We start from the raw sequence: 14,462 nt of genomic DNA on the forward strand, positions 1-14,462 counted from the left end.
CGCGATCCGTGATTCCCTCGCCCAGAACGACGACACCGTCGCCCTGAGCTACCGTCGCTGAATCCCCGACCATGCACACCCGACCGGGAATTGTCGGCGGCTTCGTCCTGGCGGAGCCGCACACCGACCTGGACGACCACCTCGCCGCGGCGAAGACCCGCGACACCGAACTCGCCGCACCCTGCGGATGCGCGGCCAACCGGGGGTTCACCATCGGCACCGCCGAGTCCTACGCCGTCCTGGCCCTGGCGATCCGCCCGCGCGTCGAGATCCCCGACGAGATCGCCGATCTCGACGCCGCCCACCGCGACATGCGACGGGTCGAGGCGGTGTTCGCCGACCGTTTCGGGGCCTGCGCGCAGTCGCGCCTGGGCGTGCGGGGCGGCACGGTGGTCACCCCCGCGGCGGCGGGCAGCGGGTTCGACGGACTGGTCGCGGATCTGGCCGCCGATCCGCACGTGGAGGTCACCACGACCGTCGTGTTCGCCGATTCCACCCAGATCGCGCAGAGCGTCGACCGCGCCCACGAACTGCTCGACGTCGCCCTGCGGTTACGGCTGCGGCCCGGCCTCTACGGATTCGACGACCTGGCCCTGGAATACCAGCTCACCCGCCCCGGGCCCGGACGCGACCACCTCGAGGCCAAACTCGCCCCCCTGGGCGAACACGAGGAACTGTGGACCACACTGGCCTGCTACATGGCCAACGACTACAAGAGGCGTTGCACCGCAAGGGCTTTGAACGTGCACCCGAACACCGTCGACAACCGCCTCAAACGGATCGCCAAACTCACCGGCCTCGACCCCATGCAGCCCGAGGGCGCGTGGTGTCTGCGCTCGGCCCTGGTGATCCGCGCCTACCGCGACGGCGCGGTCCCGCCGCCGCCGTTGGCGCGCTCCGGCCACCCGATGAACACCGCCGTCGCCTCCTGAGCGGACGCGTCGCGGACAATCGCCGTATGCGAACGCGAGGCTCCCACAGACGCGATCCCGCCGGCTTCGACCGTCACCCGGCGGCATGAGCGTTCCCCGTGGCGTCGATCCCGCGCCGCCCTACGCGATCGCGCCCGGGTCACCGCAGGAACGCGCCCTGCGGCATGTCGCGGGGCTGTCCGAGGGCGGACCGCTCGACCCGGACGCGCGGCCCACGATGAACTTCCACCCCGACCGGTACGCGGCGGGCGTACCGATCCTGGAACGGATGGCCGCCGACGGCGTCTACCGCTCCCAGTTCGTCACCGGCACCGGCAACGGCGGACTCACCGCCCGCCCCGGCGGAGATCGCTGGCGCTGGGAGAGCGGGATGTTCGCCGGCGCCTACGACACGGCACCACACGACGAACGGCCCGTCTACGCGGCGCTGCACCACCGCCGCCAGAACATCGGCAGCGCGCCGCGCTTCGGCTCCGCGCACTTCCGGCTCACCGCCGCCACCCTCGCGCGCGCCACCTTCTGCTACCCCGACAGTTCCACCGACCCCACCGCTTTCGGGGTCGCGCACCGCTTCGCGCTGTTCGAGATGTCCGTCGCCGACGCCTTCGACCACCTCGACGACTACGTCGAAGCCCACATCCACGGACCGGTCCTGCTCGACCGCGACGTCGAAGCCCTCGTGCTGGACCCGTGCTACCGCGAAACTCCCGTGGCCGCGGCGGCCGCCCGATTGCCGTGCCCCGTGGAATGGCACGGCGGATTCCGGCTCACCGTCGACCGACTGCGCCTGCACCCCGAATTCCGCGGACCGCGCATCGTGGCGATCGGCGCGGAGATCGCCGTCGACGGCTTCCTCGATCCGGCGATCATCGGAGCCGCCGTGCGGACGGGGAACTACGACCCGCAGGATCTCAAGAAGGTGTGGCACCACCTGGCCCGGTTCGGCGCGCCGGATCGAACCTGATCAGGATGCGGTCGACTCCGTCGGCGTCCGCCCGCGACGCCATCCGCGCAGGCTCCGGTGCGCGGCGAACGCGCCGACCGTCGCGGTGACGCACCACACCGCGACGGCGGAGTAGGCCAGCGGAGCCGACAGGTCGCCGATGGACGCGCCGAGCGCGGTGTAGACGAAGGCGCGCGGCGCCGATCCGATGAACGATCCCACCGCCATCTGCCACAGCGGCACGCCGAACGCGCCGAAGACGTAGGAGGCGGGCGCGTCGGGGATGCCGGGAACGAAACGCTGGCCGACCACCGCCCAGAGCCCGCGCCGCCGGACCTGCTCGTCGACGCGGTCGGCCCGGTCGGGACCGAGCAGCGCGCGGGCGCTGGACCGTCCGGCCCGGCGACCGAGGAAGGCCGAGACGGTGGCGGTGCCGACCGTCGCGCCCAGGGTGACGAAGGTCCCCACCAGCGGCCCGAACAGCAACCCGCTGCCCGCGGCCAGGATCGGCCCCGGCACCAGCGCTGCCCCCAGCAGGGCCGAGGCGAGCACATACACCAGCGGCGCGGCGGGGCCGGTGGCCGCGATCATGTCGCGCACGGCCTCGATGTCGATGATCCGCTCGACCGCGACGAGATAGAACATCGTCAGCAGGAAGGCGGCGAACACTCCCAGCCGGACGATATGTCGCCGCCTGCTCTCGGGGGTGTATTCCGCATCGGACATGGTGCCCCGAATTCTGCCGTACCCGACCTCGGGCCCGCGTCGGCAGTGCGGTTCACCGATCCGCGGCCCACCGCGGTCGTGCGATCGCCCATTCACCTCGTGTGGGTATCCGACCAGGTCACGGCACTACCGTGCGGACGACACGCGTGAGTGGGCGGCGGCGCGCGGGCGGTGGCGTTTGGGTTCGGATCAGCCTGGGTACTAAACCGTGTTTCGGTCCGATTCGGCCCCGAAATTCCCCCGGACACCTTCACGGAAAATAGCCATCCGCCGCGACGCCCGTGCCGAATACGGGGTGATCGTGCCTCTCCGGCAGGGAAATCCGATCCGCGTCGCGCCCATCGCGCCACCGTCGGATCCCGGCGAACGGGGCCGATCGACTCAGGCCCGGGCACTCGTCCGGGCGCGACATCCGAGGAAAGAGAGCGAATAACAATGGGTGGTCTGCTCAGTGGTCTGGTCGGTGTGGTCGGCAACGTCGTGACGGGCCTGGCCAACGTGATCGGCAGCCTCGGCGGTCTGGTCTTCTGACCGAGCGCTCCGGTGCGGAGGCTCGCGAGCCCGCGCGGCTCGCGAGCTCTCCACCGAGGGAAATGTTGTCGCACAACCGTTTCGGTCGAGAGGAACGTCCATGCTGTTGAGCGTTCTCGGTCAACTCGTCGGCACGGTGCTCGATCTGGTGATCGGACTCGTGCTGTCCTAGCGAACCCTCCGATTCCCGGCCGCCGGGTGGTCCCGGCCCGCGTCACCCCGTGAACCGCGCACCCGGAGGTCAGGATGATTCGTGCCCGTCGGTCGCTGACACTCGTCGCGACCGTGACGGTCGCCGTCGCGCCGCTCGGGTTTCCCGCGAGCGCCGCCGCCGAGGAACATTCCTGCCCCGGCCTGTACGTGCTCGGCGTGCAGGGGACCGGCCAGTCCTCGCCGGATTCGCCCGCCACCGAGGACACCGGCCTGCTGGCCACCGTGCTCGGCCCGCTCGTCGAGCAAGCGGACGGTTCGATCGCCCGCGCCTACGTCCCGTACGCCGCGAGCTTCGGCGGCGCGTTCCCCGGCGCCACCGAGCCCTACTCGGATTCGGCCGAAGAAGGATTGGTCCGCCTGCGCGAGATGGCCGCCGCGGTACTGGACCGCTGCCCGGCCACCCAACTCGGGTTGATCGGCTATTCGCAAGGGGCGCACGTGGTCTCGATGTTCGCCAGTGAGGTCGGCCACGGCTCGCCCGCGGTGCCCGCCGACCGGGTCGCGGCCGTCGCGCTGCTCGCCGACCCCACCCGCGCGCCCGGCGCGCCCCTGTTCCCCGGCCTGCCCGGCCGCGACCATCCCGACCCCGCCCCCGGCACCACCGGCGCCGAACTCGGCGCGATCCCCGGCTTCGCCTCGCGCGCGCTGCCCGGCGGCGGCATCGGACCGCTGCGCGACATCGCCGCCGACTTCGGCGCGCTGACCGGTCGCGTCGCCTCCCTGTGCCTGCCCGGCGATCTCGCCTGCGACGCACCCGCCGACGCGCCGCTGCTGCACATGATCGTCACCATCCTCGGCCAAGCCGAACTGATGCCCTCCGACCCGATCGGCGTGCTGAACTCGATCTCGGAGAACCTCACCGCCACCTTGGCCCGCACCGCCGCCGCCATCGTCAACCAGGACCTGCGCGGCTACTCCCTCGGCACGCTGTCGCTGACCCCGCAGAAGCCGCTCAGCGTCCGGCTCGCCGAAGCCGCCGATCCGCGCGTCGACGCGGAAGCCGAAGCGCGCCAGGCGATCCTGAAACTCGGCACCAGCACGCTGAACACGCTGCTCGCCATCATCGGCGTCGCACTGAAGCCCGAAGAAGTGGCCGCGGTCGCCGCCGCCCCGACGGCCCTCGACGGCCTCGACCGCGCCGCCACCGCGCTGCTGGCCGGCATCCGCAGGCCGCTGCCCCGCCGCACCGTGTTCAACCTGGTCGCCACCACCTTCGACGCGCTCGGCCGACTCGGCGCCGACAACGCCGAACTGCTCGACCCCGCCCTGTGGTCGCGCTACGCCGACACCGTGCGCAGACACGGCGACTATCCGACCGCCGGCTACACCGCCGACGGCCGACCGGCGACCGGTCTGGTGTTGAGCTGGTTCGACGCCGTAGCCACCGATCTCGCCGTCCACCGCATCCCGCCCGCACCGTCGGCCACTGCCGTGCCGTCCAGCCCTGGGGAAACGCTCGGCTCTGTCGTGCCGTCCGGTCGTGCCGCACCGCTGAGTTCCGCCGGTCCGTCAGGATCCGACCTGGCTCACGGTTCCGCCGAAGCGCCCGGTTCCGCCGAACAACCCGGCGCGGAGGCCGAGACCGCGCCGGCGCTGTCGGGAGGCGATGCGCTGGACCGGGAGTCGGTATCGGTGCGGACCGATCTGGTCGTCACGGAGAATCCGGCGCGCGAGGAGGAACCCCGGTCCCCGCACGGATCGGGCGGTCTGGCGGCCTATCTCACCGGACTCGGCATCCTCGCGAGCCTGACCACCTGTTCGGTGGCGGCTCCGTGGCTGGCCCGGCGTCGGTGGTACCGCAACACCGTGCTCGCCCGCTATCGCGACGGTTAGCCGAGTCGTATCGCGCCGGGACGCAACGGGTGCCGTAGTCTCGAGCGGCCCCCGTACCCGTTCGAGGAGGTCAGGTGTCTTCCGGTCGTCGCATCCGTCGTTGGCTCACCGCGAGCCTGGCCGTCGCGCTGGCGATGGCCGCCTGTGTCAGCGCGGCCTCCGCCGCCGAGGACCAGCGGCCCAATGTCGTGCTCATCCTCGCCGACGACCTGGACTCGGTCACCACGCCCGTGTGGACGGCGATGCCGCGCACCGCGGCGCTGCTGCGCGACCGCGGGATGGAGTTCACCGACAGTTTCGCGCCGATGCCGATCTGCTGCGCGGCCCGATCCTCGCTGCTGACCGGACAGTACGGGCACAACACCGGGGTACTCACCAACGGCGGCGAGGTCGGCGGGTTCGAGGCGTTCCGCCGCAACGGCAACGAATCCCACACCATCGCGACCGCGCTGCACGACGCCGGCTACCGCACGGGCATGGCGGGTAAATACCTCAACGGTCTCGAGGAGGACCCGGCCCACATCCCGCCGGGCTGGGACGACTGGAACGCGGGCGTGAACAACTTCCTCTACGCGGGCTACAACTACACCCTCAACGAGAACGGCCGCTTCGTGAAATACGGGACGGAGCCGAAGGATTACCAGACCGACGTGGTCGCCGAGAAGTCGCGCCGGTTCATCGAGTCGGCCGCCGCCGCGGAGCAGCCGTTCTTCTGGTACGCCGCCTCCACGGCCCCGCACTTCCCGATGCCGCCCGCGCCCCGGCACATCGCCGACAGCCCGCCCACCGCCTCGCCCCGTTCGCCGAACTATCAGGAGGCCGACGTCTCCGACAAGCCGACCTGGTTGGTGGACACCCAGGTGGAGCGCGCGGCCACGATCACGGCCACCAACGACGCCGACTACACCTTCCGGCTCGGCGCGCTCAAAGCCTTGGACGAGATGGTGGCGGGCATCGTCGACACCCTCGCGCGCACCGGCGAACTCGACAACACCTACCTGATCTTCACCTCCGACAACGGCTACAGCCTCGGCGCGCACCGCCTCACCCAGAAGATGGCCCCGTACGAGGAGTCGCTGCGGGTGCCGCTGGTGGTGGCCGGGCCCGGGATCGCACCGGGCCGCACCGACGCGATGGCGTTGACCGTCGATCTGGCCCCGACCATCTTCGACTGGACCGGGGTCACCGCGCCCGCCGTCCAGGACGGTCGGTCGCTGGCGGGACCGCTGCGCGGCGACACCGGTTCCTGGCGCACCGATTTCGGCGCGGAGTACGGGGGAGCGGGCGCGCTAGGCCGCGACGGGATCGCCGAGGAACAGATCCCCGGCACCGAGACCCAGGCCATCTACGTCTTCGACATCCCGTCCTGGAGCGCGGTGCGCACCCGCGACTACCTCTACGTGCGCTGGTACGAACGCGAACGTCCGTTGGCCGAGCGCGAATACGAGCTCTACGACCTGCGCGCCGACCCCTATCAGCTGGGCAATCTGCTGGCCGCGCCGAACGGTCGCGCCGATCACGCCGCCACGCTCGCGGCGCTCGACGCGCGGCTCGAGGAGTTCACCGCGTGCGGTGGCGCGACCTGCGGCTGAGACCGTCGGCTCAGTGCGGTTCCCCGGAGACGGCGAAGCGCCGGCGGGTCCGGCCATCCCAGACCCCGGCCGTCAACGCCTCGTCGTATTCGCGTCGCAGGCGCGCCACCACCTCGGCCACCGCGTCGACCTGCTTCACCGCGCCGACGCCCTGACCCGCGCCCCAGATGTCGCGCCACGCCTTGGCCCCCATATTGCCGCCGGAACCGAAATTCATGGCGGAGGGATCGGATTCGGGCAGGGCGGCCGGGTCGAGACCGGCGGCGGTGATGCTGCCGTGCAGGTAGTTGCCGTGCACGCCGGTGAACAGGTTCGAATACACGATGTCCGCGGCCGTACTCTCCACCAGCATCCGCTTGTAGCCGTCGTCGGCGTTGGCCTCGTGGGTCGCGATGAACGCCGACCCGATGTAGGCCAGATCGGCGCCCGCGGCCTGCGCGGCCAGGATCGACCGGCCGTGCGCCACCGCCCCCGAGAGCAGCAGCGGACCGTCGAACCACTCGCGGATCTCCTGCACCAGCGCGAACGGCGAGGTCGTCCCCGCGTGTCCGCCCGCGCCCGCCGCGACCGCGATCACGCCGTCGGCGCCCTTGGCGATCGCCTTGCGGGCCTGCGCGTCGCTGATCACGTCGTGCAGCACGATGCCGCCGTAGGAATGCACCGCCTCGTTGACCTCCGGACGCGCGCCCAGGGAGGTGATCACGATCGGCACCTCGAACTCCACGCAGGCCCGCAGATCCGCCTCGAGGCGGTCGTTGGATCGGTGCACGATCTGGTTGACCGCGAACGGCGCGGTCGGCGACTCCGGGTGCTCGGCGGCGTGGCGGGCCAGATCCTCGGTCAGCTCGGTCAGCCATTCCCGCAGCAGCGCGGCCGGTCTGGCGTTGAGCGCCGGGAACGAGCCGATCACCCCGGCCTTGCACTGGGCGGCCACCAGACGTGGGTCGGAGATGATGAACAGCGGGGAAGCCACCACCGGCAGGGCGAGCGGGCCGGACAGGGCGGGAGGCAGGGTCATCGTCAACTTCCTTCTCGAACGTCCCACCCAGGGTAAGGGGGCCGCGCAGTGCGCTCACCAGCACATTCCCGGTACGGAGTCGTTCCCGTTGCATGCCGGGGCGGGCGCTGGGTATCCGCCCGCCGTGCCGAACCGCCAATGCGGGCACCGGGATTCGTAGCGGCGCCGAGGGGGGCCGATACCCTTCGAGTATCCGAACAGGAGGGACCCACCGATGCTGATCGTCACCGTCGACCCGGATCTGCCGCCCAGCGCGGCGGACGTGGTGTCGTGGATGGGTAGCTGGATCGACAACTACGCCATCCCCGGCGTCGCTGTCGCCGGCTTCCGACCCACGCCGGGACCGACCACCGCCTTCGCGGTGCTCACCCCGGAAGCGGCGGCGGTGATCGAAGTGGCGGGCGTGCGCCCCGAGATCGCCGGCGGCGTCATCACCGTCGAATCGCCCGAACCGTGGCGGCACGACCACTTCGACGGCGACCCGCTCGGCGCCGACGGCGTCGATCCCACCCACCAGGTGCGCGAAGGTCTCGCCGCCCTCGAACCCCTGATCGAGCGGCACAACCCTGGGCAGGGCACCGCCTCCGGCGTCGTGCTGCTCGTCCCGCCGCGCGGATCGACGGTCCGCCTCGATGTGGTCACCGCACCGCCCGGCTGTGACGTCGTCATCGGCCACGACGGCCTGCGCCTTTGGCTGCACCGTGCCACCCGCCGCCGCGAGCCGATCTGGACCGCCGAGCGGGTCCACGCCCTGCTCACCGACCTGAACCTCGGCGCGCAGGTGACCGTCGCGCAACTGCTCGACCAGGGGTTCGCCGCGGAAGCCGACTCCGGAGCGCGGCCCCCGTCCGACCCCGCCGCGTTGCCCGTCGCGGGTGTCGGCGCTCCTTCGCCCGGTGGCGCGTTCGCCGCGGGGGGTGGTGCGCCGCCGCCGGGTGCGGGGGTGCCCCCGCCACCCGGACCCGGAGCGCCGCCGACCGCAGGCCCGGGCATACCGCCGCCACCGGGGCCCGGCGGTGCGCCGGGGTACGGTTCCGGCGTTCCCGGCACCGGCGCACCGGAATTCGTTCCCGCGGCGGGCACCGCAGGCCCGGGGAGCGTGTCCGGTTCGGCAAATCCGCCCGGCCCTGGCGGTGGTCCTGGTGATGCGCAGGATTCCGGCGGTGCCCAGCGGGTTGGTGACGTGCGGAGTTCCGGTGACATGCCAGGTCGCGGCGGTGCGCCCGGATCGGGTGACGCTGCTGATCCGGGGGGAGCGTCCGGTCCGGGAGGCGTGACAGGTTCGGGTGGCGTGACGAATCCGGGTGGAGCGCCTGCTCCGGGGACTGCGCCTGGAACCGCGCCCGGCTCGCCCGCACCTCGGGAGCAGGGCGTGCCCGGGGAAGCGCCCGCGGTCGTGCCGGTGTCGTATTCCGGCACCGGAGGTTCGGCGGGCGAGGCAGGCGCGCAGCAGGGTTCCGCCGAATCCGGTTCGGCCGCTGCGTCGGGACAAGGCGACGCGGCGGCGTCCGGTCAACCGGGCGGGCCGGTTCCGGCCGGCACACCCCTCTCGGGTGCGGGTGCGGGTGCGGGTGCGGGTGCGGGTGCGCCACCTCTGCCTGCCGCGTCCGGTGCGCAGCCTCCGCCCGGCCCAGGCGCGCCGCCTCCGCCCGGGGCCGCGGGTGCTCCGCCTCCGGCGACCTCCGATCCCGGCGCGGATCGACCCGTAGCGGCTCCGGGAACCGTCCCGAATCCCGCCGCGGCTCCCGACCGCCTCCGTCCGGTGCCGCCGCCGCGCGGCAACGCCCCGCGCACGGTGCCGCCGCCGGTCTCGCAGGATTCGGCGGAAGCCCATGTCGCTCCGGGCGAACTGCCGGGGGCCGAGCCGGACCGTCCGAGCCGTTTTCCGCGCATCGCCCTGTTGGTCGCGGCCGCGGTGGTGCTCGTGGTCGTCGCCGTGATCGGCTTCGGTGTGTGGACGCTGCTCGGCCGGGGTGACGGCGATATCCCGGATCCGCCGGGCGATCAGGTCATCGAGACGTCGTTGACGCAAGAGCCCTCGCCCGCACCGCAACCCGAACCGCAACCGGCTCAGGAACCGGCGCCCCCGCCGCAACCCGAGCCCGCGCCGGCTCCCCGCCCGGAACCGCCTCCGCCGCCTGCCACCACGGCCCCGCGCGGTTGCTTCCCGTTCCAGACGAACTGTTGACCCTCGTGGACCGGGCGGCGAGATCCGCCCGGTCCACCCCGTCATCACAGCGGCGACGGATCGGGCCGTGTGGTCACCAGACCAGGCAGAAGGTGTGGCCGACGGGGTCGCGGTAGACGCGGAACTTGCCGTCGGTCTCGGCCTGGACGAGTGTCGCGCCGGCCGCGAGCACCTGTTTCTCGGCGGCGTCGACGTCCTCGACGAGGACATCGAGGTGGAATTGCTGGGAACCGGTGGTGTCCGGGAATCCCGGCGGCCGGTAGTCGGGGGCGATCTGGAAGGCGAAGCGCCGACCGGACGGGTCGGCGAGCACCACCCAATCGGGGTCGTCGGTGACGATGTCCCCGCCGATCAGCCGACCGTAGAATTCGGCCAGTTTCCGCGGTTCCGGACAGTCCAGCACGACGCTCTGCAAGGTTCCGATCCCGTTCTGCGACGCCATCTCGGCCTCCTCCCGTGCGGCGGCCCGCGGATCGCGATTCGACCGGGGCTCGCCGTCGACAACAGATCGGAAACGGCCTACCCGTCCCCGCCCGTCACGAAACCCCGGTTCACTCGTCCCGGCGAGCGCCCGGCGACGGAACGACGGTGAATTGCGTCGGTGCGGCGAAACCCCGTGCGGCGAAGGCTTTCTCGACCGCGGCCGAGATCGCGGGCACCGCGCCGGACGGCGCGACGGCGATGGCCGCCCCGCCGAATCCGCCGCCGGTCATCCTGGCTCCCAGCGCTCCCGCGGATCGGGCCGCTTCGACCGCGACGTCGAGTTCGGGCGCGGAGATCTCGAAGTCGTCGCGCATCGAGGTGTGCGAGGCGTCCAGGAGTGCGCCGATCGCGGCGGGTCCGTGTTCGCGCAGCGTGCGGACGGTGTCGAGGACGCGCTGGTCCTCGGTGACGACGTGCCGCACGCGCCGGAAGGTCTCCTCGTCGAGCACCTCGCGGGCGCGGTCCAGGTCGCTGACGTCCACGTCGCGCAGGGCGGGCACGCCCAGCGCGGCGGCCCCCGCTTCGCAGGAGGCGCGGCGTTCGCGGTAGCCGCCGGTGGCGTGTTCGTGACGGACGCCGGTGTCCAGGACGCGGACGACGAGGTCGGCCTCGGCGAAACCGAGGGTCACCACCTCGGCGGCGAGTGCGCGGCAGTCCAGGAACACCGCGGCGTCGTCGCGGCCGAGCAGCGACGCGCACTGGTCCATGATCCCGGTGGGTGCGCCGACGGCGTCGTTCTCGGCGCGCTGTCCGACCCGGGCCAGGGTCTTCCAGTCCAGGTCCGAACCCCACAGGTCGGTCAGGGCGATCGCGACGGCGTTCTCGATGGCGGCCGAGGAGGACAGTCCGGCCCCGACCGGGACCTCCGAATCCACGGCCAGGTCGACGCCGGACGCCGCCGCGAGGTCGACCCCGAATTCGCCGAGCGCCCAGGCGACGCCGAGCGGGTAGGCCGACCACCCGCGCAGGTGTCCGGCGGCGTGCGCCCGCGCGAGGTCCGCGACGGGCAGCGCGACGGATTCGGCGGCGAAGGTGCTCACTACCCGGAGGACGCCGTCGGTGCGCGGCGCGGCGGCGACCCGGGTGCGGCGGTCGATGGCGAAGGGCAGCACGAAACCGTCGTTGTAGTCGGTGTGTTCGCCGATCAGGTTGACCCGTCCCGGCGCGGACCACACGCCTTCGGGGAGGCGGCCGGTGAGTTCGGCGAACAGGTCGTGCACGCCGCTCATGCCTCGGCCACCGCCGCCGCGATCCGTGTCGCGGCGTCCTCGGGTGGGATGTCCCCGATCCACGCGCCCATCGCCGCCTCCGATCCCGCCGGGTATTTGAGTTTGTCGCGACCGCGCCGCGGCGGTGTAGGCGCAGACTGTCCCGGCCGACCCGCACCGGCGCCTGGTGCCAGGCCGCGATATAGGGCGTGGGGGTGTCGTAGAGCGCGTCGACTCCGCGCAGCAGGCGCGGGAACAGGGTCGCCAGTTCGGCGCGTTCGGCTTCGTCGGTGGCCGCGAAATCCGGGACGTGCCGGTGGGGCAGCAGGTGCACCTCGATCGGCCAGCGGGCGGCGAACGGCACGAACGCCGTCCAGTGCTCGCCCGCGAGGACGACGCGCGGCCCGGCGCACTCGAAGTCGAGGATGCGCGCGAACAGGTCGGGGCCGAGTCGTTCGGCGGCTTCGAGTAGGCGGGTGGTGCGCGGCGTGACGTACGGGTAGGCGTAGATCTGGCCGTGCGGGTGGTGCAAGGTCACCCCGATCGCCTCGCCGCGGTTCTCGAACGGGAAGACCTGTTCGATGCCGGGCAGCGCGGACAGTTCCGCGGTCCGATCGGCCCACACCTCGATGACCGTGCGGGCCCGGCTCTCGCCGAGCGTCCCGAACGAGCCCCGCTGGGCGGGGCTGAAGCACACCACTTCGCAGCGGCCGACCGCGCGTCGCTCGCGGCCGATGCCGAGGGCGGTGGTGTCCTCGAGCCCGGACGGCGCGGGCGGTTCACCGGTGACATGCTGCGGCAGCGCGGGACCGAAAGAGGGGGAACGGTTCTCGAAGACCGCCACGTCGTAGCGGTCGGGGATCTCCGAGGGGTTGTCGGCGGTCTGCGGGGCCAGCGGGTCGCGATCCGAGGGCGGCAGCACCACCCGGTTCTGCCGGGCGGCGGCGATGGAGATCCATTCCCCGGTGAGCACGTCCTGGCGCATGACCGCCGTGCCGGGGCGCGGATCGAGGGTTCGCGAGTCGACGCGGCGGTCCGGTCCCAGCGTGGTGTCGGCGTCGTCGTAGTAGAACAGATCGCGCCCGTCGGCGAGCTTCGTCGCCCGCTTGACGATTCCGGAGGTCACCGCCTCACGATAGGCCGGCGGCGCGCCCCGTAGGCTCACGACGTGCTCGAATCCACCCCCACCGCGCTGGGCCGGACGATCGTGCTGACCGCGCCCACCGCGCGCGCCGAGATCGGGACGGTGGCGGCCGTGCTGCGGTCGTCGACCGTCGCCGACGTCGCGGTGACCGAGTTCGTGCCCGAGACCGGCCCGCCGCCGTTGGGTTGCGGCATCGTGCTGGCCCCGTGGCCCAACCGCGTCCGCGACGCGCGCTGGACCCTCGACGGGGTCGAGCAGCGTCTCGACATCACCGAACCGGCCCGCGCCAACGCCATCCACGGTCTGCTGCGCAACACCGAGTACGTCGTGCGCGACCGCTCGACGGAGTCGGTGACGTTGGCCGCGCTGATCCCGCCGCAGCACGGGTGGCCCTTCCTGCTCGACACCACGGTCCGGTACACGCTGCGCCCCGACGGACTCGCCGTCACCCACGGCGCGACCAATCACTCCCAGCGTCCCGCACCCTGGGCGGTCGGGGCGCACCCCTACCTGCGGGTCGGCGATTTCCCGATCGAGGATCTGATTCTCACCGCCCACGCCGGAACCGCCTACGCCGTCGACGACCGCAAGAACCCGACCGGCGAGCACCCCGTGGACGGCACCCCGAACGACTTGCGCGCCGGCGTCCGCGTCGGCGACCTCGATCTCGACACCGCCTACGGCGCCGTTCGCCCGGTCGACGGCGTCGCCGCCCGTCTTGCCGCACCCGACGGCTCGACCGTCGACCTGCTGCTGCCCGAGGACTGGGGGCACCTCCAGGTCTTCACCCCGCGCAACTTCCCGCGCGACGGCGGTGTCGGGCTCGCGGTGGCCGTCGAGCCCATGTCGGCCTCGCCGGACGCGCTGAACTCCGGCGTCGGGTTGCGGTGGCTCGCGCCGGGGGAGTCGGTCGAGTCGACCTGGGCGCTGCGCTACACGCCCTGACGCGAAGGTGCCCGGTTCTGCCCCGAAGACGTTGCGCGGCAAGCGGCCGGGGCCGGTCGGGAACCCGGTGGTCGAGTGCCGCCACGGCCTGGTCGACCGTCAGGTGCGCAGTCCCGCGACGAGCAGTCCGGCGAGTCGTCGCGCGTCGTAGCCGGGTCGGCCGCCGCCCGCGCACAGCCCCCCGACCCCGCGCATGAGTTCGTAGGCGTCCTGTCCGGGGCGGATTCGCCCGGATTCGGCCGCGGCGTCGAGCAAACGGGTGCACACGGGAACCAGGCGGTCCAAGAAGTAGGCGTGCAGGGGATCGAAGCACGGGTCGTCGGATTGCAGGACGCTCGCCAAACCCTGTTTGGTGACGACGAAATCGACGAAGTGGTCGATCCACCGGGTCAGTGCGTCGTACGGGGTCGGTTCGCTCTCCAGCAGCGCGGGGCCCGCCGCGGCGAGGGATTCGACCTGGTGCCGGTAGACGGCGACGATCAGGTCGGCGCGGGTGGGGAAGTGCCGGTAGATCGTCGCGGTGCCGACGCCCGCCCGGTGCGCGATGTCGCGCAGGGGCGCGTCGACGCCGGAGTCCACGAACACCGCGGCGGCGGCCTCCAGCAGGGCTTCCTCGTTGCGGCGCGCGTCCGCCCGCCGGGGGCGCGTGGCTGCGCGCGCGGTGTCGTCCACAGGTGGCCTCTCGTCGCGTCGACAAACGGGACAG

11 protein-coding genes and 1 pseudogene are annotated in these 14,462 nt (G+C 72.4%); 6 read left to right on the top strand and 6 right to left on the bottom strand.

From position 1 onward, the window contains the following. Nucleotides 1-71: 71 nt before the first annotated feature. Nucleotides 72-932: a PucR family transcriptional regulator gene (locus tag ON30_RS30405; RefSeq protein WP_051030179.1), complete on the top strand. Its 861-nt coding sequence runs from the start codon at nt 72-74 to the stop codon at nt 930-932. Between the two features lie 85 nt (nt 933-1,017). Beyond that, nucleotides 1,018-1,896: a DUF3626 domain-containing protein gene (locus ON30_RS30410; RefSeq protein ID WP_051030180.1), complete on the top strand. Its 879-nt coding sequence runs from the start codon at nt 1,018-1,020 to the stop codon at nt 1,894-1,896. On the opposite strand, the gene ON30_RS30415 is transcribed toward ON30_RS30410, so the two are convergent. Further along, nucleotides 1,897-2,601 carry a TVP38/TMEM64 family protein gene (locus ON30_RS30415; RefSeq protein WP_040713057.1) on the bottom strand — a complete coding sequence of 235 codons (705 nt, stop codon included), beginning with the start codon at nt 2,599-2,601 and terminating at the stop codon, nt 1,897-1,899. It abuts the gene before it with no gap. A gap of 777 nt (nt 2,602-3,378) precedes the next feature. Here ON30_RS30415 and ON30_RS30420 point away from each other — a divergent pair. Then, nucleotides 3,379-5,178 carry a cutinase family protein gene (locus tag ON30_RS30420; RefSeq protein ID WP_083911807.1) on the top strand — a complete coding sequence of 600 codons (1,800 nt, stop codon included), beginning with the start codon at nt 3,379-3,381 and terminating at the stop codon, nt 5,176-5,178. A gap of 74 nt (nt 5,179-5,252) precedes the next feature. Then, nucleotides 5,253-6,770, top strand: a complete 1,518-nt coding sequence (locus ON30_RS30425; protein ID WP_051030182.1) for a sulfatase family protein — start codon at nt 5,253-5,255, stop codon at nt 6,768-6,770. A 10-nt stretch (nt 6,771-6,780) separates the two neighbouring features. On the opposite strand, the gene ON30_RS30430 is transcribed toward ON30_RS30425, so the two are convergent. Next, nucleotides 6,781-7,788: an NAD(P)H-dependent flavin oxidoreductase gene (locus ON30_RS30430; RefSeq protein ID WP_051030183.1), complete on the bottom strand. Its 1,008-nt coding sequence runs from the start codon at nt 7,786-7,788 to the stop codon at nt 6,781-6,783. Between the two features lie 214 nt (nt 7,789-8,002). Between ON30_RS30430 and ON30_RS39740 the strand changes: the two genes are divergently transcribed. Next, complete coding sequence (locus tag ON30_RS39740; RefSeq protein WP_040713059.1) at nt 8,003-9,976, top strand: hypothetical protein; 1,974 nt, start codon at nt 8,003-8,005, stop codon at nt 9,974-9,976. Nucleotides 9,977-10,049: 73 nt separating this feature from the next. On the opposite strand, the gene ON30_RS30440 is transcribed toward ON30_RS39740, so the two are convergent. The 3 genes and pseudogenes from ON30_RS30440 to galT form a co-directional block, all read right to left on the bottom strand. After that, nucleotides 10,050-10,418 carry a VOC family protein gene (locus ON30_RS30440; protein WP_040713062.1) on the bottom strand — a complete coding sequence of 123 codons (369 nt, stop codon included), beginning with the start codon at nt 10,416-10,418 and terminating at the stop codon, nt 10,050-10,052. Between the two features lie 109 nt (nt 10,419-10,527). Beyond that, entirely contained in the window at nt 10,528-11,688 is a 1,161-nt protein-coding gene (galK, locus tag ON30_RS30445) for a galactokinase (RefSeq protein ID WP_040713064.1), read from the bottom strand. Beyond that, nucleotides 11,685-12,781 (bottom strand): annotated as a pseudogene (galT, locus tag ON30_RS38150) (galactose-1-phosphate uridylyltransferase). Before galT ends, galK begins: the two are co-directional and overlap by 4 nt. Before the next feature lie 54 nt (nt 12,782-12,835). Between galT and ON30_RS30455 the strand changes: the two are divergent. Further along, a complete protein-coding gene (locus ON30_RS30455) occupies nt 12,836-13,756 on the top strand; it encodes an aldose 1-epimerase family protein (protein WP_085999437.1) in 921 nt (306 codons plus the stop codon). A gap of 99 nt (nt 13,757-13,855) precedes the next feature. Here the strand turns inward: ON30_RS30455 and ON30_RS30460 are convergent, their stop codons facing one another. After that, the gene (locus ON30_RS30460; protein WP_040713067.1) at nt 13,856-14,428 is read right to left on the bottom strand and encodes a TetR/AcrR family transcriptional regulator; all 573 of its coding nucleotides are present in this window, start codon (nt 14,426-14,428) and stop codon (nt 13,856-13,858) included. Nucleotides 14,429-14,462: the final 34 nt, after the last annotated feature.

Origin of the sequence: Nocardia takedensis NBRC 100417, from assembly GCF_000308695.1 — a bacterium.
GTDB lineage: Bacteria > Actinomycetota > Actinomycetes > Mycobacteriales > Mycobacteriaceae > Nocardia > Nocardia takedensis.

Bases quoted from the DNA above. Each gene is read 5' to 3' on its own strand.
- ON30_RS30405 (WP_051030179.1), top strand. From the start codon at position 72: ATGCACACCCGACCGGGAATTGTCGGCGGCTTCGTCCTGGCGGAGCCG.
- ON30_RS30410 (WP_051030180.1), top strand. From the start codon at position 1,018: ATGAGCGTTCCCCGTGGCGTCGATCCCGCGCCGCCCTACGCGATCGCG.
- ON30_RS30415 (WP_040713057.1), bottom strand. From the start codon at position 2,601: ATGTCCGATGCGGAATACACCCCCGAGAGCAGGCGGCGACATATCGTC.
- ON30_RS30420 (WP_083911807.1), top strand. From the start codon at position 3,379: ATGATTCGTGCCCGTCGGTCGCTGACACTCGTCGCGACCGTGACGGTC.
- ON30_RS30430 (WP_051030183.1), bottom strand. From the start codon at position 7,788: ATGACCCTGCCTCCCGCCCTGTCCGGCCCGCTCGCCCTGCCGGTGGTG.
- ON30_RS39740 (WP_040713059.1), top strand. From the start codon at position 8,003: ATGCTGATCGTCACCGTCGACCCGGATCTGCCGCCCAGCGCGGCGGAC.
- ON30_RS30440 (WP_040713062.1), bottom strand. From the start codon at position 10,418: ATGGCGTCGCAGAACGGGATCGGAACCTTGCAGAGCGTCGTGCTGGAC.
- galK (WP_040713064.1), bottom strand. From the start codon at position 11,688: ATGAGCGGCGTGCACGACCTGTTCGCCGAACTCACCGGCCGCCTCCCC.